The organism is Microlunatus phosphovorus NM-1 (assembly GCF_000270245.1).
In the GTDB taxonomy this organism is placed as follows: Bacteria; Actinomycetota; Actinomycetes; order Propionibacteriales; family Propionibacteriaceae; genus Microlunatus; species Microlunatus phosphovorus.
Genome location: NC_015635.1, coordinates 5,191,787 through 5,215,224 on the forward strand (window position 1 = coordinate 5,191,787; position 23,438 = coordinate 5,215,224).

The 23,438-nt window shown below is 62.9% G+C and carries 22 protein-coding genes; 10 read left to right on the plus strand and 12 right to left on the minus strand.

Going from position 1 to position 23,438, the window contains the following annotated elements:
- The first annotated feature begins 4 nt into the window (after positions 1–4).
- Together MLP_RS23535 and MLP_RS23540 are read left to right on the plus strand one after the other, a co-directional pair.
- On the plus strand, positions 5–754 hold the full coding sequence (locus tag MLP_RS23535) for a hypothetical protein (RefSeq protein ID WP_013865727.1): 750 nt from the start codon (positions 5–7) through the stop codon (positions 752–754).
- A 10-nt stretch (positions 755–764) separates the two neighbouring features.
- Complete coding sequence (locus MLP_RS23540; protein ID WP_013865728.1) at positions 765–1,142, plus strand: holo-ACP synthase; 378 nt, start codon at positions 765–767, stop codon at positions 1,140–1,142.
- Positions 1,143–1,230: 88 nt separating this feature from the next.
- Here MLP_RS23540 and MLP_RS23545 read toward each other — a convergent pair whose 3' ends face one another.
- From MLP_RS23545 to MLP_RS23575, 8 genes are all read right to left on the minus strand, one after another.
- A complete protein-coding gene (locus tag MLP_RS23545) occupies positions 1,231–2,727 on the minus strand; it encodes an ABC transporter ATP-binding protein (RefSeq protein ID WP_197536466.1) in 1,497 nt (498 codons plus the stop codon).
- Between the two features lie 492 nt (positions 2,728–3,219).
- Positions 3,220–3,927: a phosphoenolpyruvate carboxykinase (ATP) gene (locus MLP_RS23550; protein ID WP_156821277.1), complete on the minus strand. Its 708-nt coding sequence runs from the start codon at positions 3,925–3,927 to the stop codon at positions 3,220–3,222.
- A gap of 287 nt (positions 3,928–4,214) precedes the next feature.
- Complete coding sequence (locus MLP_RS26830; RefSeq protein ID WP_013865731.1) at positions 4,215–4,706, minus strand: lasso peptide biosynthesis B2 protein; 492 nt, start codon at positions 4,704–4,706, stop codon at positions 4,215–4,217.
- Positions 4,703–5,866: an asparagine synthase-related protein gene (locus MLP_RS23560; protein ID WP_013865732.1), complete on the minus strand. Its 1,164-nt coding sequence runs from the start codon at positions 5,864–5,866 to the stop codon at positions 4,703–4,705. The genes MLP_RS26830 and MLP_RS23560 overlap by 4 nt, the downstream gene beginning before the upstream one ends.
- A gap of 72 nt (positions 5,867–5,938) precedes the next feature.
- Positions 5,939–6,106: a lasso RiPP family leader peptide-containing protein gene (locus tag MLP_RS29605; protein ID WP_013865733.1), complete on the minus strand. Its 168-nt coding sequence runs from the start codon at positions 6,104–6,106 to the stop codon at positions 5,939–5,941.
- Positions 6,107–6,175: 69 nt separating this feature from the next.
- Positions 6,176–6,433 (minus strand): PqqD family protein, encoded by a 258-nt coding sequence (locus MLP_RS23565; RefSeq protein ID WP_013865734.1) that lies wholly within the window; start codon positions 6,431–6,433, stop codon positions 6,176–6,178.
- Positions 6,434–6,542: 109 nt separating this feature from the next.
- Positions 6,543–7,862 (minus strand): UDP-glucose dehydrogenase family protein, encoded by a 1,320-nt coding sequence (locus MLP_RS23570; RefSeq protein WP_013865735.1) that lies wholly within the window; start codon positions 7,860–7,862, stop codon positions 6,543–6,545.
- On the minus strand, positions 7,859–9,079 hold the full coding sequence (locus MLP_RS23575; RefSeq protein ID WP_407938975.1) for a glycosyltransferase family 4 protein: 1,221 nt from the start codon (positions 9,077–9,079) through the stop codon (positions 7,859–7,861). The genes MLP_RS23570 and MLP_RS23575 overlap by 4 nt, the downstream gene beginning before the upstream one ends.
- Positions 9,080–9,495: 416 nt before the next feature.
- On the opposite strand from MLP_RS23575, the gene MLP_RS29610 reads away from it, so the two are divergent.
- The 8 genes from MLP_RS29610 to MLP_RS23615 all read left to right on the plus strand — a co-directional run bounded on the left by MLP_RS29610 (position 9,496) and on the right by MLP_RS23615 (position 19,409).
- A complete protein-coding gene (locus MLP_RS29610) occupies positions 9,496–10,635 on the plus strand; it encodes a glycosyltransferase (RefSeq protein ID WP_013865738.1) in 1,140 nt (379 codons plus the stop codon).
- A complete protein-coding gene (murJ, locus tag MLP_RS23585) occupies positions 10,632–12,233 on the plus strand; it encodes a murein biosynthesis integral membrane protein MurJ (protein ID WP_013865739.1) in 1,602 nt (533 codons plus the stop codon). The genes MLP_RS29610 and murJ overlap by 4 nt, the downstream gene beginning before the upstream one ends.
- Positions 12,234–12,250: 17 nt before the next feature.
- The gene (locus tag MLP_RS23590) at positions 12,251–12,928 is read left to right on the plus strand and encodes a polysaccharide deacetylase family protein (RefSeq protein ID WP_197536468.1); all 678 of its coding nucleotides are present in this window, start codon (positions 12,251–12,253) and stop codon (positions 12,926–12,928) included.
- Positions 12,925–14,022 (plus strand): glycosyltransferase, encoded by a 1,098-nt coding sequence (locus tag MLP_RS23595; RefSeq protein ID WP_013865741.1) that lies wholly within the window; start codon positions 12,925–12,927, stop codon positions 14,020–14,022. Before MLP_RS23590 ends, MLP_RS23595 begins: the two co-directional genes overlap by 4 nt.
- 80 nt (positions 14,023–14,102) lie before the next feature.
- On the plus strand, positions 14,103–14,657 hold the full coding sequence (locus tag MLP_RS23600; RefSeq protein ID WP_013865742.1) for a YveK family protein: 555 nt from the start codon (positions 14,103–14,105) through the stop codon (positions 14,655–14,657).
- 100 nt (positions 14,658–14,757) lie between these two features.
- Complete coding sequence (locus MLP_RS23605) at positions 14,758–16,023, plus strand: O-antigen ligase family protein (protein WP_156821278.1); 1,266 nt, start codon at positions 14,758–14,760, stop codon at positions 16,021–16,023.
- A gap of 398 nt (positions 16,024–16,421) precedes the next feature.
- A complete protein-coding gene (locus tag MLP_RS27675) occupies positions 16,422–17,327 on the plus strand; it encodes a glycoside hydrolase family 16 protein (protein ID WP_083843934.1) in 906 nt (301 codons plus the stop codon).
- Positions 17,328–17,948: 621 nt separating this feature from the next.
- Complete coding sequence (locus tag MLP_RS23615) at positions 17,949–19,409, plus strand: sugar transferase (RefSeq protein WP_013865746.1); 1,461 nt, start codon at positions 17,949–17,951, stop codon at positions 19,407–19,409.
- Positions 19,410–19,449: 40 nt separating this feature from the next.
- On the opposite strand, the gene MLP_RS23620 is transcribed toward MLP_RS23615, so the two are convergent.
- The 4 genes from MLP_RS23620 to MLP_RS23635 form a co-directional block, all read right to left on the minus strand.
- Positions 19,450–20,709 (minus strand): sulfate adenylyltransferase subunit 1, encoded by a 1,260-nt coding sequence (locus MLP_RS23620; RefSeq protein ID WP_013865747.1) that lies wholly within the window; start codon positions 20,707–20,709, stop codon positions 19,450–19,452.
- Positions 20,706–21,620, minus strand: a complete 915-nt coding sequence (gene cysD / locus MLP_RS23625) for a sulfate adenylyltransferase subunit CysD (RefSeq protein ID WP_013865748.1) — start codon at positions 21,618–21,620, stop codon at positions 20,706–20,708. Before cysD ends, MLP_RS23620 begins: the two co-directional genes overlap by 4 nt.
- A gap of 122 nt (positions 21,621–21,742) precedes the next feature.
- Positions 21,743–21,946, minus strand: coding sequence for a hypothetical protein (locus MLP_RS23630; RefSeq protein WP_013865749.1), 204 nt, complete (start codon positions 21,944–21,946; stop codon positions 21,743–21,745).
- Positions 21,947–22,200: 254 nt separating this feature from the next.
- Positions 22,201–23,415 carry an IS4 family transposase gene (locus MLP_RS23635; RefSeq protein WP_013862764.1) on the minus strand — a complete coding sequence of 405 codons (1,215 nt, stop codon included), beginning with the start codon at positions 23,413–23,415 and terminating at the stop codon, positions 22,201–22,203.
- Positions 23,416–23,438: the final 23 nt, after the last annotated feature.

The window sequence follows — 23,438 nt, forward strand, 5'->3', positions numbered from 1 at the left end:
AGCCATGACCGATTGGGCATTGAAGGTTCCCCGGCTCAGCAACGAGGATCTGCGGACCGTGGGGGCCTCGCGCATCTTCTTCGCCCACCAGTCCGTTGGTCGGAACGTCCTAAGCGGGATCAATCCCCTGTATGCGACCGCGGGTGAGATCGCGCCTCAGATCGTCGAGACTCGAGGCCCACTACGCACATCTCGCTCCGTACTTGCGCATGCCGGGGTCGGCAAGAACCGCGACCCGCTCAGCAAGCTAACTGAGTTCGCTGACATCTTGAACGACGGGCTCGGCGCCAACCTCGATGCTGCAGCGCTGAAGTTCTGCTATGCCGATGTGACTGCGGACACAGACATAGACGCACTTTTTGACGCCTACTGGACTACGCTCAACGGCCTCCAGGAGCGGTATCCGGACGTCAGATTCGTTCATGCGACGGTGCCATTGACGACTGACCGCGGCTGGAAAGCCAAGACGAAGGCGCTGCTGGGTCAGAGCGACCGGCGGGGCCCTGCTGACAACCTCGCCCGTGAACGTTACAACTCCCTGATGCGAGCCCGCTGCGGCGGTGCCGGCATGTTGTTCGACATCGCCGCAGTGGAGGCGACCATCGAGCACCGGCCGATGGTGCGTCGCCTGAAGGGTGAGCGGTACTTCGTCCTCAACCGCGCGCTGAGCACGGATGCGGGACATCTCAACAGTGTTGGCTGCAAGGCGGCCGCCAACGAGTTTATCCGTGTTTTCGCACTGGCTCTTCGCTAGTTTCTGCTCGGTGGGCCTGCACGGGATTGGTATCGACGTTGCGGACGTGCATCGCATCGCCCGGTTGATCGAGCGCTACGGGGCGCGATTCACCCATCGTTGGTTTGTGCCTGAGGAAGTGGCGCAGTGCGACGCCAGTGAGTCACCCACGCACGCTTTCGCGGTCAGATTCGCTGCAAAAGAGGCAGTCTGGAAATCGCTTGGAATGAAGTGGGATGGCTCCGTGCCATGGCGATCGATCATGATCCTCCACACCGACAAGGTGCCTACCGTCGATCTAGTTGGGGATGTGGCTGTTGCCGCTCGTGCGCTCGGGGCGTTGAAGATCAGCGTTGCCGTCTCGGTACGCGATGGCCGCGCCTTCGCTGTTGCGATGGCGGAGTTCTGAGACGTCCGCGAATCACGCTCCTGACAGTAAAATCAAGTCTCGTGAAATGTAGGCCCAACATCTGGTGCGACACGTCGAGGCCTCATGGTCAACTATCGGCCATGCCAACTCGCACCGTGCTCTGCAACCGATACAACTCTGCGTAACGCCCCTCTTCGCGGATCAACTCCGCGTGGGTGCCCTGCTCGACAACCTTCCCCTCATGCATCACATAGATGCGATCAGCACCCCGAACCGTGGCAAAGCGGTGCGAGATGAAGAGTGCCGTGCGTCCGCGCAACGCCGCACGCAATGTGGTGAACAGGTCATGCTCCGCCCGCGGATCTAGTGACGCCGTTGGCTCGTCCAGGATCACCAAGGGTGCGTCCCGATAGAACGAACGTGCGAGGGCCACGCGCTGCCACTGTCCTCCTGACAGGTCATGGCCACCGGAGAACATGCGCGACAGGATCGTGTCGAAGCCGTTCGGTAGTCCGTCGAGCGCCCGTTCCGCGCCGGCGGACCGAGCCGCAAAGCGGACTCTCTCCGGATCAATAGGCATCCCGATCCGACCGGCCGCGATGTTCTCAGTTCCGGTGAGGGCGAAGCGTACGAAGTCCTGGAAGACGACGGTGACTCGTTCGCGGACGCTGGACGGGCTGAACTCCGAAAGATCGTGGTCGTCCCATCGGATGCTGCCAGCAGTGGGCTCATAGAGACCTGCGATGATCTTGGCCAGCGTGGTCTTCCCGGAGCCGTTCTCCCCCACCAGCGCGACAATCTCTCCCGCATTGAGCTCCAGATCGACTCCGCACAGCGCCGGTCTGGGGGACTCAGGGTAGGAGAAGGTCACTCCACCCACTCGAATGGTCTGGAATCCATCAGGTGCCTCTGCGCCGCGGTCCTCCTCCAGTGCCTGCGCACCGAGGGCGAGGAAGTCATCCAGGTCATCGAGGAAGAGCCCCGACTCGAAGACCGACTGTGCGCCGCGGAACACCAGCTGGACCTGAGTCGTCAGCATCCGGATGGCGACCAACGCCGCTCCGGCTCCTGCGATGTCGAGAGACCCGCGCGAGATCAGCCAGATCATCACCGTCAAGGTCGCGCCCAAGACGACGGCTGCGCCGAGCTGGCCCAACACGCTCAGGCTGGTCCTGCGGCGCACGTGGTCACCGAGGTCAGTCAGATAGGCGGCGTAGAGGTCGTTGAAGCGTCCCGTGAGCCAGGGCCCGAGGCCGAGTGATCGGACCTCCTTCGCCTCGTCTCGACCGAGCTGGAGCAGGCCGAAGTACGACCGCAGGCGGAGGGCAGGGGTTTGCTTGACCGAGAAATCGAACTCGAGTCTGGACTCGCGTCGACTCGCCAGCAACACAGGCACCCCACCGATTGCGACCAACGGCAGGAGCACCGGGGCGAGGGTGAACAGTGCCGCCCCGAGCGCCACGCTGGCGACCAACGCCCCTGCCATGGACAGCAGTCCTTGTGTCACCTGATATGGCCTGCTGAGTGCACTCATCTGCACCCGACTGAGTTGGTTGAAGAACTCCGACGACTCGAAGTGACGCAGGCTGACCGTGGTCGAGACACCCAGCACTCGATTCCACATCGCGCGAGCAACGTGTTCGCCGAGCAGTCGTTGAAGCTGAGTCTGAAATGAACTGCAGATCGAGGAGAGACCAGTCAGAATCGCAAGCACGATGATCGGCACGACCACTCGAGATGTGTCAGCGTGCTCATTCAAGGCCAGGATTGCCTGCAGAACCGATCTCACAGCGAGCACCTGAGCGACTAGCAACCCGGCCGCCGCGAGCTGAAGGACGATGAGTCCGACGAAGAGCCGACGACCCGCTGACCAGACAAGGCCCACGCTGGTGAATACGAGTCTCTTGAGCTGCCCTAGTGACTTCCGCCTGTATCTCGCGGCTGCGCGCAGCGTTAGCGGATCAATAGCTCCGGTGTCCATCTGACCGCCTTCCGTATCGCAGTCTTTCGTGCATTCGTCAAGCTGCCCGAACTCTGGCCTCGACTACCGAATGCGAGTGTCTCGACTGAATCTATGACCTGCCGTCGCCTGAACTAAATCTATGCCGCAGGTGCATCACTGTGGCGAATCGGCAACATCGGCAGAGTCCACGACCCGCGATTCACGTCTGTTGACGCTGACGCCCATCCGATCCAGCAGGGTATCGACCAAGTCATCGGGAAAGGGCGGTCCCCACGGCAGTTCGGCAACATGCACCGGCACCTGAGTGACGACATCGGCCAGCTGGTCGAATTGGCGTCGGACCGCAGCCGCATCCTTCCAGCCGAGGAGTCGTGGAAACCGAGACAGCAGCAGCAGCGCCTCTGAGGCGCGAAGTCGCGTGACCGAGGTCGAGTCCGCGGTCGCTGACTTGTCCGGAATCGGCACCACAATCGCCGCGAGCGGAATGGTCTCGTCGACGGCAGTTGCCGTTGCCAAGGCATCGCGGGCATCGCCCGTCAACCGCCGATCCGGGGCGACATCGAACTGTTCCATCAACTCTGCAGCCGACTTGCGTAGACGCACCTCCGTAGCACCGAGGGCACAGCGGAACTGCCCTTCGCCTGGAGTCAGACGGAGCAGGTCATCGGTGATGAGGAGAGCGCCGCGGGAGCAGAACAGGGTAGCCAGAGTTGACTTGCCCATGCCCGAGCCGCCGATGAACGCGACGGCGCCCTGATCCACCTGCACGGCGCTGGCGTGCAACACCGTTGCCCCCCGCAACGTCAGCAGCAGCGCCAAGACTGTGCCGGCCACCAGCACCGACAGCAGGCTTAGGTCCACACCTTGCACGGGATGAACGGTCAGGGTGGACAAACTGGCATCGAACCGGACATCGCAAGATCCGTAGAAACGAGCCACATACACACCGTCGGTGTGACCGATGGTGTAGTGCTGCTTCTTCGTCTGAAGGTGAAGAATCGGTGTACCGCTCGGTCGGTCGTCGACAGCTTGGATCGGCGCGCCGAGACGCACCTCGACGTCAATGTCACCACCTGGTGGGACCGGGCGATATTGATACAGAGGCAACTCGGATGAGATATTCAGGTCATAGAGACGACACTCGTAGGTCACGGCGCCATTCCGGTCGGTGGAGTGGAGAGCGGGAGGTAGGTCCCGGCAGCCCGCATCGGGTCGATCACGGTGTCACCTACCGTGAGCCATGCGTGGGCACGGACCTCTGACCCGACCTTCGCGACACCAACGTGCAGATTCGGGTTCAGTCCACGGATCCGCTGACCGCTGACAAGCGCCTGCCGCAGGCAGGTGTCACCGAGGGGCCAGTGCCGCATCACCGTCCTGGTCGCTCGAATCCTCCGGCGGGCCGCTGCCGGCAGGACAACGCGCTCTGGACCGGCACTCGTCGAAGGTCGGTTCCACCCGGCATCACCATCCATCGCTAGCGGTACCCCGAGGAACTTCGCCAGGCGCGTCAGTGTCGTGACACGCAGGCCGACCTCGACGCAGACGGCGACCGCCGCCGCGGTGAGCAGGTCAAAAGCACGGAGCAGCCGGCTACGGATCCCCGGACGCAAGACGCCTCGTACGAGCGAGCGCGTCATCCGTCTCGGCCTGTCGTACCCAGCCAAGCCGCGTGCAACAGCATGCCGGTAGCCATCGTCGGTTGGTCCGAGAGCCACACCTCACGCAACTTATCAACGTCGACCAGACTCCGGTCCACGCCGGTTCCGTCCCACTGACGAGCGAACCGGCGCGTCGTATCCGTTGCGTGGGCCTGGTTGAACCATGCCTTCGTGGCTCGGCTGAGCACCGCTGCAGGAAGGACGTCCGCGAAGAGGAACCTCATCGTCGCCGTGCGACTGTTGAACCCCCACCGTCCACCATCGCGCGCCAATGTCGACACGAACCGATGATCGAGCAACGGGTCGCTCGCCCTGATCCCGTACTCAGATGCGGCAGCCGCATGGTTGTGGGAGATGGTTGCGAACGACCGTTTGGTCGCCACAGCCCAGGTTGCCGAGTCACTGCGTAGCGGCTCGGTGGACTCGTCATCGGCAACTCGACTCGCGTGTTCCGCCAACGCCGTCGGTTGGAGCCAACGGCTCTGAACCGACTGGGCCGCGAGCTTGGCCACCTTCCGACGTCGGATCGGTCGCGGCACGATGGCGGTCGCGGCATGCTTGAGCAGTGTCCGCGTCGGCCGGCGGCGGTTCCGCAGCCGGGTCAGCGGCGTGCCCCGATGCGAGCCCAGCACCGCGTCTCCCCCCTCGCCCGTCAGCAGGGATCCGCCGCGTGCGTGTTGGAACATCACGTCGTGTGATTGGAGCGCGGGTGGCCAGATGAGCCCGCGGGCTCGCAACCCGGCGAGCGCTGCCGCACCGAGCAAGTCGGACTCTCCCTGGCGTAGCTCCAGCCGAATCCACTCGGTCAGCTCGAGGTGATCAATGACCATCCGCTGCCACGAGGACTCATCAGTGTCCGGCAGGTCAGGATAGATGCGGGTGATCGGCACAGGAAGGTCGAAGCCCTCGCGCCGCGCCAGATCGGTTGCCGCCGCCAGCACGGCCGATGAGTCTCGCCCACCGGAGAAGGTCACATAGCAGGGACCATGCTGCAGCGCCGGCCTGATGGCATCGTCCAACGCCTGACGCGCCGACTTCCCAGGCTCCGGTCGAGCGACGTCCTGATGGCCATAGACCCAGCCGACGGCGACCTCGAGTGGGTCACAGCGTAGGTAGCCACTCGCGAGCCCGCTGATCACTCCTCCTCCTGCCTGCACAACAGCACGGGAGCTGCACTCCAGGTGGATGGAGCTCCCGGCTCGGCGATTGCACTACGACAACTCTCCGTACGAGATGGAGATCTGGTGGCCCCAGATGGAGAAGACGAATGTGTCGTCATTCCCCCTGATGCCCTCACCCAGGGTCAGATCCTTCACCGACCCAACTTCGGTCAGTCGCGGGCTTTCATACTGCGGTCGAGGCTGAACTGATTCGCTCATGTGCACTCACCCCCTCTACAAGTGTTGTTCCTCAAGCCGCACGGCCGCGGCTGGACATGGGAATGCCAATCAGGAGTGAACGAGCAGTCCGCGGCGATCAAGGTCGTCCACGAAGGCGCGCACATCGCGCTCGGCATCAGTTTGCGAAATCGCGAACTGGTTCATCAGGGCGTCGGTAAGCTCGGCAGCAGACTTCTCCACGGCCAGCTGCTTCATCAAGAAGGTGGCGCTGGCGTTGGTCGTCAAGTACGTCGACGAGCGCAGATCCAAGACGACGAGCTCGCTGTCGATCTCCCGCCACGTCAAGTCATCGGCACGGAGCTTCATGTTTCCCCCAGAACTTCAAGGAACTCGCCCCCGCGAGATCCCTTGGGCAGGAGCATAGAGCACCTGAGTCACTCGTGGGGAGTATCCGCAAATTTCCTGCGCTCGCCTGTCATCGCCTTCCAAGAGCTCGATAGGTCCAGCCTGCGCTGCGCCAAGCCTCCACGTCGAGCGCGTTGCGGCCATCCAGAATCCGGGGCAACTTGACCCAGCGCTTCACCTCGGTCGGATCCAGTGACACGTACTGCTTCCACTCGGTCAGCAGCAGCACCAGCTCAGCATCAGCGACCGCCTCTTCGACGGTCTCGACGAAGCGAAGATCGGGCCACTTGGCTGCGGCGTTCTCGATCGCCTTTGGATCGGTGACCACCACGTCCGCGCCTTGCAGCGACATCTGCGCCGCCACGCTCAGCGCCGGGGAGTCACGAACGTCGTCGCTCTCAGGCTTGAATGCGGCCCCCAGGACGGCGATCCGGCGTCCGACGATCGACCCGTCGCAGACCTCGCGCGCCAGGTCGACCATGCGGACCCTGCGGCGCAGGTTGATCGAGTCGACCTCACGCAGGAAGGTCAGCGCCTGGTCGACGCCGAGCTCGCCGGCTCGTGCCATGAACGCCCGGATGTCCTTGGGCAGGCAGCCACCGCCGAAGCCGAGGCCGGCGTTGAGGAACTGACGACCGATCCGGGCATCGTGCCCGATCGCGTTCGCGAGCTGCACGACGTCACCGCCGGTTGCCTCACACAGCTCGGCCATGGCATTGATGAAGGAGATCTTGGTCGCCAAGAACGAGTTCGCCGCAACCTTGACCAGCTGCGCGGTCGAATAGTCGGTAACGATCAACGGCGTGCCGTCAGCGAGCGTCTTGGCATAGACCCGACTGAGCAGGGCGGTCGCTCTCTCGCCGGCAGCGTCATCAGGAACTCCATAAACCAGGCGGTCTGGATGGAAGGTGTCCTTGACCGCGTGACCCTCCCGCAGGAACTCCGGGTTCCAAGCCAAGGTCGCGGTGGGCTCCGCTTCGGCCAGCATCTCTGCCAGTCGCTCAGCGGTGCCCACCGGCACCGTTGACTTCCCGACCACCAGGTCGCCCGGTTTCACCACGGCGAGCAGGGCGGTCATCGCCGCATCGACCGCCCGCAGGTCGGCTTTGTTCTCGCCCCGCTTCTGCGGCGTGCCGACGCAGATGAAGTGGATGGTCGCTGCCGCAGCGTCGGTGATGTCGCTGGAGAATTGCAGCCGTCCCGTCGCCACCGTCTCAGCCAGCAGCTCGGGCAGCTCGGGCTCGAAGAACGGCGGCTTACCGCCGGCGAGCGCTTCGACCTTACGCGCATCGACGTCGACGCCGATCACATCGTGGCCGAGCGCCGCCATACAGGCAGCGTGCACCGCTCCCAGATAGCCGCAACCGATCACGGAGATGTGCAGGGTCATCGGGCACTCCTCTCGCGGATGAACCGCTCGAACTCAACGTCATCATCAAGCGGCACATAGGTCCTGCCGCGTTGGTCGGTCTGGCCGGTGTCACGCCGCCCATCAGGCAGCTCAGCCTGGGTCCTGCCGGTCAGCTCAGCGTAAACGCCAAGGTAGGCCGCAGCTTGCGGCCGCCAGTCGAGTTCAGTGGACACGCGTTCGCGAGCCCGTTGTGCCATGGCGATCCGCAACTCGGGATCGTCCAGCAGCCTCTCGACCGCATCGGCGAACGCACCGACATCTCCCGAAGGGACGTACAGCACAGAGTCTCCGCCGGAGACCCGCGTCTCGACCAGGTCGAAGGAGACCGACGGCAGTGCGTACGACATGTACTCCATCGTCTTGTTCATGGTGGACACGTCGTTCAACGGCGTCTTCAGATCCGGGCACAGGCCCACATCAGCGACGCTCAGGTGATCGGCGATCATCGCTTTGTCCGCCCGACCGGTGAAAGTGACGTAGTCGTCAAGACCCAGCTGTGTGCAACGCGCCCGCAGGTCCACGTAGCAGTCACCAAAGCCGAGCAGTGTCGCCTCGAGATCGGCCCTCCCCCGTCGGTGCACGAGTTCTTCCATCACGTCCAGGACGACATCCACGCCGTCTTGCGGACCCATGATGCCCAGATAGGCGAGGCTGAACCTACGGTCACCGGTAGCGACCGTCGACGGATAGACCGGCCGCATCTGCTGAGTGTCCGGTCCGCTGCGTACGACGGTGACCTCGGCCGGCTTCCGCCCACCGCGACGGACCGCGACCGCCTTGTACGACTCGTTGGTGGAGATCACCCGCTTCGCGGTCTTGAAGGTCATCCGCTCCAACCAGCGCAGCCCGGCGTACTCGACCTTCTTCAGTGTGCTGCTCGGTTCTCCGAACCGGGAGATGAACAGCTCCGGATTCAAGTCGTGGTGGTCAAAGACGAAGGTGACGCCCCGGAGCTTCCAGAGCAACGCCAGCGCCCAGTAGGTATCTGGTGGGTTGCAGGCTTGCATGATCGTAAAGTTTTGGCGCCGCCAGACCTTGAGCGACAGTCCCGCAGTTCGGAGCCAGCTGTAGACGAACTCCACTACAAAACCCGCCAGCCCCCTGGCTTCGGGTGCCGGCTTGTACTTGTAGATATGGACGCCATCCAGCTCTTGATAATCCGGATCGTCCGGCCCCTTGGGGCAGATGACGCTCACGTCATATCCTGCCGACGTCAATGCCTGACACTCGAGCCACACTCGCCGATCCAGTGGGACCGGGAGATTCTGCACGATGATCAAGACATGGTCGGCTCGACTCGCCACAACTCGGCTCAATCCAGTCCACCCTACCCTGTTTCGTGCTGGTGCCGCACGTTCGACTTGATGTTCACGAAGCTCCCTGACCAACCCGGCGACCGCCCATGCGTCGCCAGCAGCAACGTCCCGGAGATCGACAGCTGTCCCGAGCCCGCCACGTTACATTCTGCCAACCACGCCCCGGATTCGTCAGCCAAACTCAGGAAAAGTCCGAGCCAGGACAGATCCCTCCATCACCCGGCTGCGAGTGCCTCCGCCGGAAGGTTCTTCTGCTATCGCGATCTTGCCGTGGGTTAGGCCGTTAGGCTATATCGATGCCTCGAAAGATCCTACTCGTCAGTCAGCCGGGCGACGCCGGCGTGGCTCATGTCGTCGCCAACCACGTGGAGTGGGCTGTAGAGCGCGGTTGGCAGCCCACTGTGGCATGCGACCCCGAGAGCAGGCTTGCCGAGTTGGCTGTGGAGCGTGGCGGGAGAGTTGAACCCTGGAAAGCCAAGCGAAGTCCCGCGAGCGGTGTCCACTCCGAGATGAGGGCACTTCGAGGCATCCTCGAGCGCACCTCTCCAGACGTCGTCCATCTGCACAGCAGCAAGGCCGGCCTAGTGGGACGCCTGCTCATCCGTGGCTCACGCCCGACTGTGTTCCAGCCCCACGCTTGGTCATTCCAAGCATCCCGAGGGATGTCGAAGGCCCTGGCGGTTCGATGGGAACGCTGGGCCCAGCGCTGGACCGACGTGACCGTCTGTGTCAGTCGAGCAGAGCAAGCTGCAGGGACGCAGTTCGGTGTCGAAGCAACCACCGCGATGGTGCCCAACTCGGTTGACAGCGCTCGGTTCCACCCGCTTCCCGGAAACGCGGATCGAGCCGCGCTCCGAGCCGAGATGGGCTTTGCACCCGATGCCTCGCTGGCAGTCTGCGTCGGACGGCTTTGCGAACAGAAGGGGCAAGACCTTCTTCTGGCCGCGTGGCCCAGGGTCCTCGATGCGGTGCCATCCGCCCAGCTCGTGCTGGTCGGCGACGGTCCCAAACGGGATCAACTCGAATCTCAGCGCGTGGCGAATGTCGTGTTCGCCGGTGCATCTCCTCACTCTGCACGCTGGTTTCAACTCGCAGACCTCGCGGTCGTGCCAAGTCGTTGGGAGGGCCAGGCACTGGTGATCTTGGAGGCCATGTCTTGCGCTGTCCCGATAGTGGCAAGCGACATCGCGCCCAACGCCGAGACGCTGCCTCTCAACGTTGGCGCAACGGTGTCCGCAGATCAACCGGAGATCCTTGCCGCCGCAATCGTGGAGCGGCTCCAGACAGATGCCCATGAACGTGTCACCGAGGGCCTCAGTGGCCGCAAACACGTTCAAGAGTTCCACGATCGAGCTCAACTGGCCGACAAGCTGACGGAAGTCTGGGAGGCCGTCGCTGACGCTCATCGGGTCTCTCCGATTCATCTGGCCCGGTGAGCGCCGACGAGGCTGCCGACGTTCCGCACGGACAGGCATCATCCGGCGATCCCAGCGCAAAAGTCCCTCCCGAGAACAGAGGGTTGGCAGTAGCTGCGGCGGCCGTTGCTGCGCTGTCGGTCCTGAGCTCGCTGCTAGGACTCGTGCGCGATCTCAGCCTCGCTGGCTTGTTCGGCGCATCGGGAGCGACAGACGCATTTCTGGTGGCATGGACAGTGCCGGAGACCGTCACGCCATTGTTACTCGAAGGTGCGATGACCTTCCTCCTCGTGCCACTGTTCGTAGCAGAGATCGTGCGCGTGGGATCGATCACCAGGCTGGTGCGGTTGACTCTTCTCCCCTACCTGCTGTTGTTGCTGATCCTGACTGCGCTGACCATAGTCGGCGCGCCGGTGTTGGTGAGGTTGCTCGCGCCGGCATTGAGCGACCCAGAACTCGCCGTCCAGTGTTTTCGCTACGCATGTCTGACAATCTTCTTCATGGGCGTTGCAGGCTATCTCGTGGCAGCACTACGCGCACACGACTCGTTCGTCCGTCCGGCGCTCATCTACGCCGCATACAACGTCGGCATCCTGAGTTGCATGTTTCTCTTGCGTGACCGCCTAGGCGTCTTGAGTGCCGCGATCGGATTAGCTGTCGGTAGCGTCATGATGGTTGCTGTCCAGTTGCCACAGTTCTTACGACTGGTCTCGCTAAAAGGTCTTGAATGCCGGATGAGTCGGAAGTTCTTCACTGCCTCGATGGTTTTTCTACCGATTGCGATCTACACTTTGGGCCGACAGGCTCAGGTTTTTGTCGAGCGTATCGTCGGGTCGACACTCGACGCCGGCTCGATTTCGCACATGAACTACGCGAGCAAAATCGGGCAAATCCCCTTGCTTCTTGTGCTTCCGATTGCCACAGTGGCGTTTCCGTCCCTCGCGCGAGCCGCGGCCACCTCTGCCGGAGTGGCGTCGCAAGCTGATCGAGTGCTGCGGCTAGTTGTGCTCATGACGTTGCCGGCGATGATGTTTCTGATCATGTTTGCCTATCCAGCTGTGCAATTCATGTTCGAGCGGGGTGCCTTCGACGCCTCGGACACTGCGGCAACGTCTGGTGTGTTGACGCTGTACGGCTTTGGGCTACTCGGTCAAGTCCTGGTCAGCGTCGGCACTCTTGTCGCCTTTGCGCACCGGGGACAGGTGTGGATGCCGGCTATCGCAGCCGGCGCCTGCTTGGTGGTGACGATCGTCTTGGACGTCGCGCTGAGTCCGGCGCTCGGCGTGCGGGCGCTGGGCATCGGCAACGCCGGCGGCATCACCGTTGCCGCGATCGTGGTCCTCATCGGGCTCACCCGAAGTGTCGGTTGGCAGCCGCGAAGTCTCACCCGCTTGCTTCTCTTGGCCACCCCGTTGGCAGTGACAGCTGCACTTGCTGCTCGTCTGCTGTCCGATGTTCTCGGCCTCACGGGTCTTCCGGCGCTCCTACTGGGAAGCGCATCAACTAGCATATTGTTCGTCACGGCTACAATCCTCGTGCGAATACCAGAAGCGCGTGATCTGGCTGGCGCCCTGACCAGGTTCGTTAAGAATCCACGCGAGATGAAGAGGCTGCGATGAGGACTCGCCCAGTCTTCATGTACCATGCGGTTGCGGAAGAGTTGGATCCATTGATGGTTCAGGTGACGCCTCGCCGCCTCCGACAACAGATGGCAACGCTGAAGCGACTCGGCTATCGGGGTGTGTCGATGGAGCAACTGCTGGCTGAGCACGACGCCGAATCTCGGCTGGTCGGCTTGACCTTCGATGATGGTTACGCGGACTTCGCCGAGCGCGCGGCGCCGATCCTCGACGAATTCGGATTCAACGCGACAGTGTTCGTCGTGGCCGGTCACGTTGGCGGAATCAACGACTGGGACTCACCGCCAGTTCGTCGGCTCATGGACGCTTCAGATATCCGCGCCATGCAGCAGGCAGGTCATGAGATCGGCTCGCACGGAGTCAGCCATACAGCGATGAGCAAGATCTGCAATGAGGAGGTGGACACGGAGCTCAAGCTAAGCAAGAGCATGCTCGAGACCATCACTGGCCACTCGGTGAAGGGATTCTGCTATCCCTATGGTGCCGTGTCCGCCCACGCGCTCTCAGAGGTGACGCGTCACTATGACTACGCTTGTGCCGTCTCGTCGCCTCTGCCTGCAAATCAGTGGGCTATTCCACGCTTCTTCGTGGGTGAGGAAGACGGGCCGAGTCGATTGCTTGCCAAGATCGCCTTGCGCAGGTTACGCGAACGCAGAAATCACGGCGAGCTGTGAAGGTCGTTCACATCATCACCGGCCTGCGCATCGGCGGTGCCGAGAACCAACTCCAGCTTCTGCTGCGCAATAGCCGAACAGACGCGGAGGTGATCGCTCTCACGAACGCCGATGAGATCGCCGATGCGATTCGACACGATGGAACACCCGTGCATGCGCTCAACATGAGGAGCAATCGTGACGTCTTCGCCGTCATCAGGCTGGCACGCTGGTTGCGGGCTCTGAGACCGGACGTTGTGCATCTGCACCTCTACCGGGCGACGCTGTACGGACGTCTCGCGGCTCGGCTCGCGAACGTCCCAGCGGTCGTCACCACGGAGCACTCATTGCTGGACGGGCGCATCGAGGGACGCCGGGCCACGAAAGGCGTACGTGCGCTCTATATGGCAACCGAGCCTTTCAATGCGGCGACGATTGCCGTGTCGAGAGACGTGCACTCCAGACTCCTCGATTGGGGGGTGCCTGACAGCAAACTCCGGATCATTCCCAACGGCATCGAGATCGTTGGTCCCCAAGCATCCGACCGTATCCGGGGGGAAGTTCGCCAGGAGCTCGGCTGGGCCGATAGCTTACGAGTCATCGCTGGTGTTGGTCGGCTCTCTCCGGAGAAAAGGTGGGATCTGTTGCTGGAGGCGGCGGCACCGCTGCTGAGTCCCAGGCTGCGGCTTGCGCTGATCGGCGCTGGCGCGGAGGAGCGGCGTCTGCGTGACCTGGCTGCCTCGCTTCGCATCGAAGACCACGTCAGTTTCCTTGGCCCACGGGCAGACGTGAGCAGGATGCTGGCAGCGGTGGATCTGGTGGTTTCGACATCGCCGCAAGAGACTTTCGGTCTTGCCGTTCTCGAAGCTGTCGTGGCCGGCCGGCCGGTAGTGTACGTGCGAGCCCCTGCTGTCGACGACATCGGTGTGCTGCCTGGAGTGATCAAGGTTTCCGAAGGCGTTGAAGGGGTGCGTGCCGGCCTGTTGGAGGGGTTGGAGACGACGTGCTCGCTTCCGCTCGCGGACGAACTCAACATCTATGACATTCGAAAGGTGGCATCCCGAGTGGATCACGTCTATGCAGAACTCTTGGAGCCGAAGGGAAGAAGTAAGTGACAGTGCATGAGGACAGTTCGACGACCTCACCGAATCCGGGTCAGCCACATGCGGACGCCGGTCGCCCAACTCGGAAATCCATGGGGCGGTTCATCCTGCTTCTGGTCGCGCTCCCGATCCTGGGTGCGGCAGTGGGTCTTCTTGTTGCCACGCTGATGCCGACAACCTACGCGGCGCACTCCTACGTGATCTTGATCACCAATTCTGGCGGATCCGACGGCTCGGCGACGAATGCAGCACAGGCCACAGCCCGGGTGGCGACCAAGACCAGTGTTCTCGCCTCCGCGGGTGCTGACGCGTCGTTGATCCGTGCCGCGGAGGAGGGACGACTCACTGTCACCGCATCACCTGATGCCCCGTTGGTGGATCTGGTGGCCCGAGCCGGGACGGCTGAGGAAGCAGCCAAGCTCTCCGATGAGTTGGCTCGCTGCACTGAGATCCAGGTCAACAACTTCAGCAAAGAGACCGCCGTGAGCGCGCGAGTCTTCGCAACGGCTTCAATGCCTCTCGACCCGACTCTTCCCAACTATCCGGTGAACGTTCTCGCTGGTGCGGCACTTGGTGTCCTGGCCAGCGCGGTGATCTTCATTCTGCGGAGGCCCCGGGAGGGCCTGAGGCCACGAGCCCGCATGTGATGGCACTGAGAGCCGGCTCGTAATCGTGTTCACCCGAGTTCGTCGGCCGGTCCTGCTGGCTGTGATCGTCGTCGCATTGGTGGCATACCCGAATGACTCGTTGAGCACCGCAGTCCGACTAGCGAATGTCACGCCCACCGACCTTGCCTCCCTGGCTTTGGTCGGAGTCGCCGCAATCGATGTCTTGCGAGGCCGAAACATCGAGGTCTTGCGATCGAGAATCATGCTGTGTCCGGTCTTGGTGGTCGGTGCTGCTGGCTTCACGACTTTGTTCTCGACTGACCCTGTGCTCAGCCTGGTGGCTGTGATTCGCTATGCCCAGGTGTTCTTGCTGGTTCCGGTAGCGGTCGTTCTAGTGCTCCGGACCTGGTCCGATGTCAGGATCTTGCTGGGTACGGTGGTCGGCCTGGCAGCAGTTGAGGGGATTATCGGCACATATCAGGCTGTGACCAAGACTGGCGCGGGTTATGATGGAGAGACCATCCGCGCGATTGGGACGTTCGGTATCGGCGACCAAATCGCGATCGGAATCGTCGTCAGTTGCGGTCAAATCGTGCTACTGGCGGTGGCGCTGAAAGGCAGACGGAAACATAGGATCTATGCAATAGCAGGTGTCGCCCTTCTCTTTGTGCCATTGCTGCTCAGTTTGAGCCGTGGTGCTGTATTGGCAGCCGTGGCAGCGGCGGGGGTGATGGTGCTGTCAGCAGGATTTCGGCGGGCGTTGAAGATCGGTGTCATCGCCGCCGTTCTCGTGGTCCTCGCAGCTCCGCTTGTTGCCTCGTTTGATTCGACAGTTGGGGAGCGATTCACTTCGATCGTAGACTCGAGTTCCGCTCCCGACCGATCGGTTCAGGACCGTTACGATCTGTGGCGCGCCGCAACCAGAATTTGGCAAACCTCTCCAGTGGTGGGTGTCGGGCTCAAGCAGTTCCCAGCCTATCGTGACAGTCTTGCGCCGCTGGGCACCTCATCTGGGAGCGATCAAGTCGGTGCCGACAGCTATGTTCGGGTCCAGCTTCTTAGTCCCCATAATGAGTACCTGCTATTGCTCAGCGAGCAAGGTCTTCTCGGACTAGGCAGTCATCTCCTGCTGCTTGCAGTCTTAGGAATTCGGCATATTTCGAGACTTCGCCAACCTGAGACGAATCTGACGGACAATTTCTTGCGGCTAGTCTGCGTTGGCGCATTCTCCTTCTATGCGATCAGTAATCTTTGGGGCGACCTGGCCGGGCCGACGACGATGCTCTATTCGGTGTTCTTGGGTATCATGTTGCGGTCGGCCGTGATTTATGGATCGCCACTTGAGCGGTCCTTGGTGGACGACTTCACCAGCCCTGCGAAGCGCCCGGCAGATGCAGATATTTGAAACCAGGTCGTGCTGCTGCAATCCGGGTCCGCGCGGTCGTGGCTGGTCATCCGATGTGCCAGCTGGGCAGGCAGGGCTGATGCCGGGATCGTTGTGCGTCCCTGACGTCCCACCACGATCGATCGGCGACCTGCCGTGCCTGGTCGCAAGCCGGTTGTAGTCGCCGCAGGCGACACCGGTGGCTGGGCGTCTGCCTGTCCATGCCGGCACTGATATTTGGTGCTCTCCGCTGACGACTTGCATGACTGGGCGACCGGGATTAATATTTCGAAGGTCGACACCTTGACGCATCCACTCCAGCGCATACGCGACGAGCCGCGGGGGTCACTCGGATCAAGTAGCTTCGGAGGATCTGCGTCGGCGTCGGCTCCCCCACCCCCGAAGACGGAGCCCCCCAAATGTTCCCCCGTTCAAAAATTGAATCATCGCTGTGCGCACCCCGCGAAAGAAGCAAGAAGCGCGGCGAGATCGTTGACGAAGATTCCTCGTCACGCCCCGCCTGGCGCCGTGGCGGCTGGATTGTGCTCGCCGCAGTCATCCTGGGAACTCTGATCGCAGCACCGGCGGATCTCGGTGCACCAACTCCTGACGCTTCCGCTGCCGTACCAAAACCACTCGGGCCGACTGGGAACTGGAAGCTCGTCTTCTCGGACGATTTCAATGGCAAGTCTGTCAACCGGAAGAAGTGGACTGATCGATCTTCTTCGCAGTCCGACCACGGTCGGGGCAACAAGAAGAACAAGCAGCTTGAATGGAACCGGCATTCAAACTGCTCGGTGTCGAAGGGGGTTCTTACCCAAACCGCCAAGCGGACGAACATCAAATCACCATCTGGCGTCAAGTACAAGTGGACATCATGCTTGTTGACGAGCACACCTTCGTTCTCCTTTCAGTACGGCTATATCGAGATTCGATCGAAGCTGCCAGCAAAGAGAGGGTTTTGGCCGAGTTTCTGGACTTGGCAAACGCCGTCAAATAACCGGTGGACCGAGACTGATGTATACGAGTTCTTCTCGGACAACCCCAAGGCCTTGTATGTGGCACAGCAATCTGGCAGGGCTGCCGGGTGCACCGTGAAGAACCACAAATTCAATCCGAGCAAGGCCTTTCATGTCTACGGTGCCGACATCAAGCCGACCGGCACGGTCTTTTATGTTGATGGCAAGCAGGTATGTTCGACCTTGAGCACGTCGACCGGACCGACCAACATCGTGATCTCGAACTTCGTCTACTCCAAGAGGCCGCCGTCACCCAAGGCGAAGGGCAAGCATCACGTCGACTATGTGCGTGCCTGGCAGCGATAGTTAGTTGGTGCGTGAAGGCTTGGCGTGCTCACGAGGCGCCCAGGTCTGGTCGGCTTCGAAAGGAGGGTGGTGGTGCGCCGGCCGGCAGCGGTTACCTCACCGAAGGTGAAGAGTGGTCGTTCCACGAGGTGAGATGATGACTGATGTCGAGACGCGGCCGCTGGTTAAGCCGGAAGTCGCCCGAAGTTCTTGTGTGTAAAGGAATTACCTGGTCAGCGGGTTTCCGGGCACCGCCGAACTCGTGGTGGCAGACCGTCGAAACGGCAGCGACTGAGCTCGCCATGCCGTAGCCTGGCTGTGTTGACGCTCGGGGGGAGCGCGAACCGCGCTCAGCGGCAACGGTGTGTTCGATTCGGGGGGATCGGTGACCACAACCCACGACTCAGTCGTTGGCGGATCAAGGATCGTCGGGCTATGCACTGCGGGCGCCTTGGCGTCACGCCTGCCGCTGTCTGCGGCGAAGCGAACGTCCTTGATTTCCGGTTTGTGGAATCCACCGCGCCCGGCGTGTTCTGAATTGGTCGAGTCGGGCGATGCCCGCACCCGCACGTGCTCCTGGATTGGACACAGCTCACACCACCAGTTCCGTGCCACGCTGAGGAATCGGGGGATCCCACAGCAATGACCGTCATCAGAGATTCGTATCACCCGTCCTGGACGGTGACGCCGTCCAAGCCAAGCGGAACTGCGCTCAAACCTGATGACGCTGCCCGTCGCTCACTTGGTCGGCCGAACGAGCCTGGGCGCCCAGGCGGACGCTTCGCGCCGTTGCTGCGCGACGGAGTGCGGCCGCTGTTCCTGACCGGCGACATTGTTGCCTGCGTCGCAACAGCGCTCGTCATGCACGCAAGCGTCGCGTCCTCGACGGGTACCGCGCTGATAATGGCCGGGTTGTTCGCATTGGGCGGGATGAACCGCTCACGGCTGGCGCTGTCGGTGCTCGACGACCTACCGAGGATCATCAGGCTCTGGCTCGTCGGTTCTGCCATTTTCGTAGTGACCTCAGAGATGTTCAGCGGATCCAGGCAACTGAAGCTGGTGTTCAGTGTGCTGGTAGCGATGATCCTGATGCGAACGGTGCTTTACGGCTTGGTCCGTCACCTCCGGACGAAGGGCGTCGTCACCCATCCCACCGTCCTGGTCGGCTCGGGTGCACGAGCTCAACTCATTGTAGACGCGTTGCGTGATCATCCCGAGACCGGCCTGCGGGCAGTGGGATTCGTAGACATGCTGTCACTCGATCTGGAGGCACCGTCGATCCCGATGCTCGGCGAGCCCACCGATTTGAGCGAGATCCTCGTCGACTCACAGGCGCGCGCTCTTGTTCTTGCTGATGGCGGGTTGGGCGATGCCGATGTGGTCAGTCTGGTACGCAAGTGCCAGCGTCAGCGGTGTGAGGTGTTCGTGCTGCCACGGTTGCACGAAATTACCCACGTCGCGGATGGCATGGATGCAATCGGTGACGTTCCTCTCGTGCGTCTCCGGCGCTCCGCCTACCGAAGCCCATCGTGGCGTGTGAAGCGAATGTTCGACGTCGCGTTCTCGGCTGTGGCGCTCGTGCTGCTCTCGCCGCTACTTGCTATCGTTGCGCTGGCTGTTCGTCTGGAGACTGGCAAAGGAGTGATCTTCCGCCAGCAGCGAGTCGGTCGGAATGGCACCTCCTTCGAGTTGATGAAGTTCCGATCGTTGAAGCCGGCCGACGAGATTGAGTCTCAGACGAACTGGAACATCTCCGACGACGACCGATTGGGCCCAATCGGTCGAATCATCCGCAAGACGTCGTTGGATGAGTTGCCACAGCTGTTCAACATCCTGCGTGGCGACATGAGCCTCGTCGGTCCTCGGCCAGAGCGCCCACATTTTGTTGCGCAGTTCGGGCAGCTCTACACCGGCTATGCTGATCGGCACCGGGTGCAATGCGGACTCACGGGCTGGGCGCAAATTCATGGTCTGCGCGGCAACACCTCGATCGACCAGCGTGCGCGCTTCGACAACTTCTACATCGAGAACTGGACTCTTTGGCTCGATATCAAGATCATCCTGCGGACCGTTGTGTCGATCTTCACGAAACCGGGTTCGTGACGTGCACACCAGCCGCTGATTCAACTTGATTCCGTGGTAGTCAGTGGGCGTCGATCACGCCGGCCCCGACCGTACGGTTGGTCGACTCGTCGACGAGGATGAACGATCCGGTCGCACGATTGGCCGCGTACGGGTCGCAGAACAGTGGCAGCGTGGTCCGCAGCTGGACGCGGCCGATCTCGTTGAGACCCAGCTGACCGGCATCGACGTCCCGGTGCATGGTGTTGACGTCGATCCGGTAGTCCACCGACTGCACCATGGCTCGTCCCCAACGGGTGGTGTGCTTGATGCCGTACTTGCGGCGGGGCCGCAGGACGCTCGACTCGTCCAGCCAGCAGATCTTGGCGTCGATGTTCTGCCGGACCTCCGGGGAGTTGTGTGGTCGACAGAGCATGTCGCCCCGGCTGATGTCGATGTCGTCGTCGAGCCGAATGGTCACCGCCATCTGCGGCAGCGCCTCCTCGATCGGGCCATCGGGTGAGTCGATGGCGCCGATGGTGCTGGTGAAACCACTCGGCAGGGCCAATACCGGATCACCCGGGCGCATGATGCCGCTGGCCACGACGCCGGCGTACCCGCGGTAGTCCCGGGCCCGCGCGGACTGTGGCCGGATCACGTACTGGACCGGAAAGCGGACGTCCACGAGATTGCGATCGCTGGCGACATACATGGTCTCCAGCAGGTTCAGCAGCGGCCCGCCGGCATACCAGGGCATGTTGCTGCTGGAGGTGACGACATTGTCTCCCAGCAACGCGGAGATCGGGATGAACGTGAGGTGGCGGATCCGCAGTCGCGCCGCGAATTCGGTGAACTCGTCGCGGATCTGCTCGTACGCGTCCTCCGACCAGTCGACGAGGTCCATCTTGTTCACGCAGAGCACCAGATGGGGAACACCGAGCAGCGAGGCGATGAACGCATGCCGTCGGCTCTGCTCGGTGATGCCACGCCGGGCATCGACGACGATCAGAGCGATGTCTGCGGTCGATGCGCCGGTCACCATGTTGCGGGTGTACTGAACATGCCCGGGTGTGTCGGCCAGGATGAACTTCCGCCGCGGCGTGGCGAAATAGCGGTAGGCGACGTCGATGGTGATGCCTTGTTCCCGCTCGGCCCGCAACCCGTCGGTCAGCAGCGAGAGGTCGGTGTAGTCGTCACCCCGGCGTCGGCTGGTCGCGCTGACCGCCTCCAGCTGGTCGGTGAACAGCGACTTCGAGTCGTAGAGCAGCCTGCCGATGAGGGTGCTCTTCCCGTCGTCGACGGAGCCGGCGGTCGCGATGCGGATGAGCTCGGCGGTGCTCAAAAGTAGCCCTCCTTCTTGCGGTCCTCCATGGCGGTGTCGCTGACCCGGTCGTCACCGCGGGTGGCGCCGCGTTCGGTGAGTCGGGTGGTCTCGACCTCGGCCAGGACCTCCTCGATCGTGGCGGCGGACGAGGGTACGCAGGCGGTCAGGTTCGCGTCGCCGATCGTCCGGTAGCGGACGGGCCGGCGGAGCACCGTGTCGCGTGCCCCGGCAGGGGTGAACTGGTTGACCGCGAACAGCATCCCGTCGCGGTCAACCACCTCTCGCTCAGCGGCGAAATAGAGCTCCGGCAAGGGAATGTTCCGGTGCGCGATGAAGCGCCAGACGTCCAGCTCGGTCCAATTCGACAGCGGGAACACCCGCATGCTCTCGCCGGGAAAGACCCGCCCGTTGTAGAGATTCCACAGCTCCGGACGCTGGTTCTTCGGATCCCACTGGCCGAAGTCGTCCCGGAAGGAGAAGATCCGCTCCTTCGCCCGAGCCTTCTCCTCATCCCGGCGCGCTCCGCCGAACAGCGCGTCGAAGCCGTGGCGCTCGGCCGCCTCCAGCAGCACCGGAGTCTGGATCCGGTTGCGGGATCCGTTCGGCTCCTCGCGTACCAGGCCTTGCTCGATCGCCTCCGGCACGCTGGCCACGATCAGCTCCGCGTCGATCTCGGCGACCCACTTGTCCCGGAACTCCAGCACCTCGGGGAAGTTGAGGCCGGTGTCAACGTGCATCACCGGGAACGGCAGCCGCGCAGGAGTGAATGCGCTCGCCGCCAGGTGGAGCAGCACCGCGGAGTCCTTGCCGCCCGAGAAGAGCAGGCACGGGCGCTGCATCTCCGCCGCCACTTCACGGATGATGTGGATGCTCTCCGACTCCAGTGCCGCCAAATGGCTGAGTGTCCGGCTTCTCTGAGTCTGGGTCAACCGTCCCGCTCCCTACCGCGCCCGACTGCACCACGATCGGATTCGTGGCGTTGACGTTCGTCGACGCTAACCCCTGACCCTACTCAGTCAGGTAGCTGTTGGCAGGCTGCCGGTGGCTGGTGTCAAAACGTCAGCAGCAGCACGAGAGCCATGATCACGGCACCGATCATCGCTCCGCCGAGGAAGGCAGCGAGCATCGCCCATTTGATGGCCCAGACCTGGTCGGCCGAATAGCCATACCGGTTGCGGGGAAGGTCGGGTCCTTGAAAGTGTTCCGAGACCTCGCGCAGATGCCGAGGACGATGCGGATTGCTCAACTTGCTCAACGATGCTCCGTTGGTGGGGATGCCAAAGTGCCTGGGCCCCCCGCAATGTCGCTTCTTTTAGGGTTGGGGTGGTTTGAGGGGGTGGAGGACGATGGTGTGGGTGACGGTGCGGACTGGTGCGGCGTTGCTCTTGCGGCGTTCGTAGCGGTGGGAGCCGCCGCGTTTACGGGCGCGGGGTGCGGTGCGGCCGTCGCGGGTGGGGATCAGGTTGGCGGGTTTGGTCAGTTGCGTGGCGAGGTGGGCCAGGGCGCGGGTCAGGTCGGCTGGGGGGAGAGAGCCGCCCGGGTCGTGGAGTCCTGGGCGGCTTGGAAGGCGCGTTTGAAGCTGATCCGGCCGGGGTCGAGCCCGGCGGGTGTGGCGTAGCCGATCAGGTCGCGGATCGCCTGGTAGACGCACAGCATGGCCCAGAATTCTTGCTCGACCATGATGGGGGTCTTGGAGCGGAGCAGCACTTCGGGGCCGCCGCGGATGGTGGTCTTCAGGTCGGCGATACCGGTCTCGGCCTGCCAGCGGGCGTGGTAGAGCTGGGCCAGCTCGATCGCCGGGTACGCCTGCGCGTCGAGCAGGGTGGTGGCCAGCGCGAACAGTTCGGAGGTCTCGACCCCGTGGGTGTCGGTGGTGGTCACCGAGTACTCGACCACCCGGACCGGGATCGGGTCGCCGTCCTTCTTGGAGGGCGGGTTCAGCTGGGACAGGTAGGTGCCGTCGTCCAGCACCTGCCGCACTGGCAGAGTGAACGATGCCGACATCCGCCAGCACAGCTGCGCGCCGGTCCCGGCGGCCGCCTGCCACAGCTTCCAGGAGGCGAAGTTCCGGTCGGCCAGCACCAGCATCCCGCTGTCGAGCGCGGGCAGCAGATCGACGGCCAGGGTCTGCTCGCCGGTGCTGGACGGCCCATGGGCGGCGGCCAGCAGCACCCGGGTTCCGGACTCGGCCAGCACCAGCGCCCGCAGCTGCGGATACGGATTCTGCGACCTGCTGCCGTTGCCACCACGGCCGAAGAACCCCTCGTTCGCCGCCGTGTCCGGCACATCCAGGGTGAACCCGTCGACCGTCACCACCCGCAGCCCGGCATGAAAGACCCCGGGCGTCACAGGCGTCCCCGCCGGCACCGTCGTCCGCGCAAACAACAGCTTGAACGGCTCCGCGCCCAGCTTCGCCTTCGCCTTCGTGATCGATCCCGTTCCCGGAGCCTGCCAGTCTCCCCAGCCGCCACCCGTCAACGCCTGCGCATCGGCCAGCCTCGACAGCACCAACCCGTACCCCGACCGCATGAACAGCCAGCACGCCAGCGTGAATACCATCATCAACCGAGCCGGCAGCCGCCGATACCGGACCTCCCGCACCCCTGCCGCCTCGATCACCTCATCCAGCACCGCCGCCGGGAACGACCGTGCCAGCACCCCGATCGAGACCCGATCAGGCAACCGCTCCTCCGCCGACCTCACCTCACGCGTCACACCAGCCACAAACAGAGACTACACCCATGTAA

What these genes read in the sequence shown, in the direction of transcription:
- MLP_RS23535 (WP_013865727.1), top strand. Translation starts at nt 5, where the DNA reads ATGACCGATTGGGCATTGAAGGTTCCCCGGCTCAGCAACGAGGATCTG.
- MLP_RS23545 (WP_197536466.1), bottom strand. Translation starts at nt 2,727, where the DNA reads ATGTGGAATCGAGTGCTGGGTGTCTCGACCACGGTCAGCCTGCGTCAC.
- MLP_RS26830 (WP_013865731.1), bottom strand. Translation starts at nt 4,706, where the DNA reads ATGACGCGCTCGCTCGTACGAGGCGTCTTGCGTCCGGGGATCCGTAGC.
- MLP_RS29605 (WP_013865733.1), bottom strand. Translation starts at nt 6,106, where the DNA reads ATGAGCGAATCAGTTCAGCCTCGACCGCAGTATGAAAGCCCGCGACTG.
- MLP_RS23565 (WP_013865734.1), bottom strand. Translation starts at nt 6,433, where the DNA reads ATGAAGCTCCGTGCCGATGACTTGACGTGGCGGGAGATCGACAGCGAG.
- MLP_RS23570 (WP_013865735.1), bottom strand. Translation starts at nt 7,862, where the DNA reads ATGACCCTGCACATCTCCGTGATCGGTTGCGGCTATCTGGGAGCGGTG.
- MLP_RS29610 (WP_013865738.1), top strand. Translation starts at nt 9,496, where the DNA reads ATGCCTCGAAAGATCCTACTCGTCAGTCAGCCGGGCGACGCCGGCGTG.
- MLP_RS23590 (WP_197536468.1), top strand. Translation starts at nt 12,251, where the DNA reads ATGTACCATGCGGTTGCGGAAGAGTTGGATCCATTGATGGTTCAGGTG.
- MLP_RS23600 (WP_013865742.1), top strand. Translation starts at nt 14,103, where the DNA reads ATGGGGCGGTTCATCCTGCTTCTGGTCGCGCTCCCGATCCTGGGTGCG.
- MLP_RS27675 (WP_083843934.1), top strand. Translation starts at nt 16,422, where the DNA reads ATGTTCCCCCGTTCAAAAATTGAATCATCGCTGTGCGCACCCCGCGAA.
- MLP_RS23615 (WP_013865746.1), top strand. Translation starts at nt 17,949, where the DNA reads ATGACCGTCATCAGAGATTCGTATCACCCGTCCTGGACGGTGACGCCG.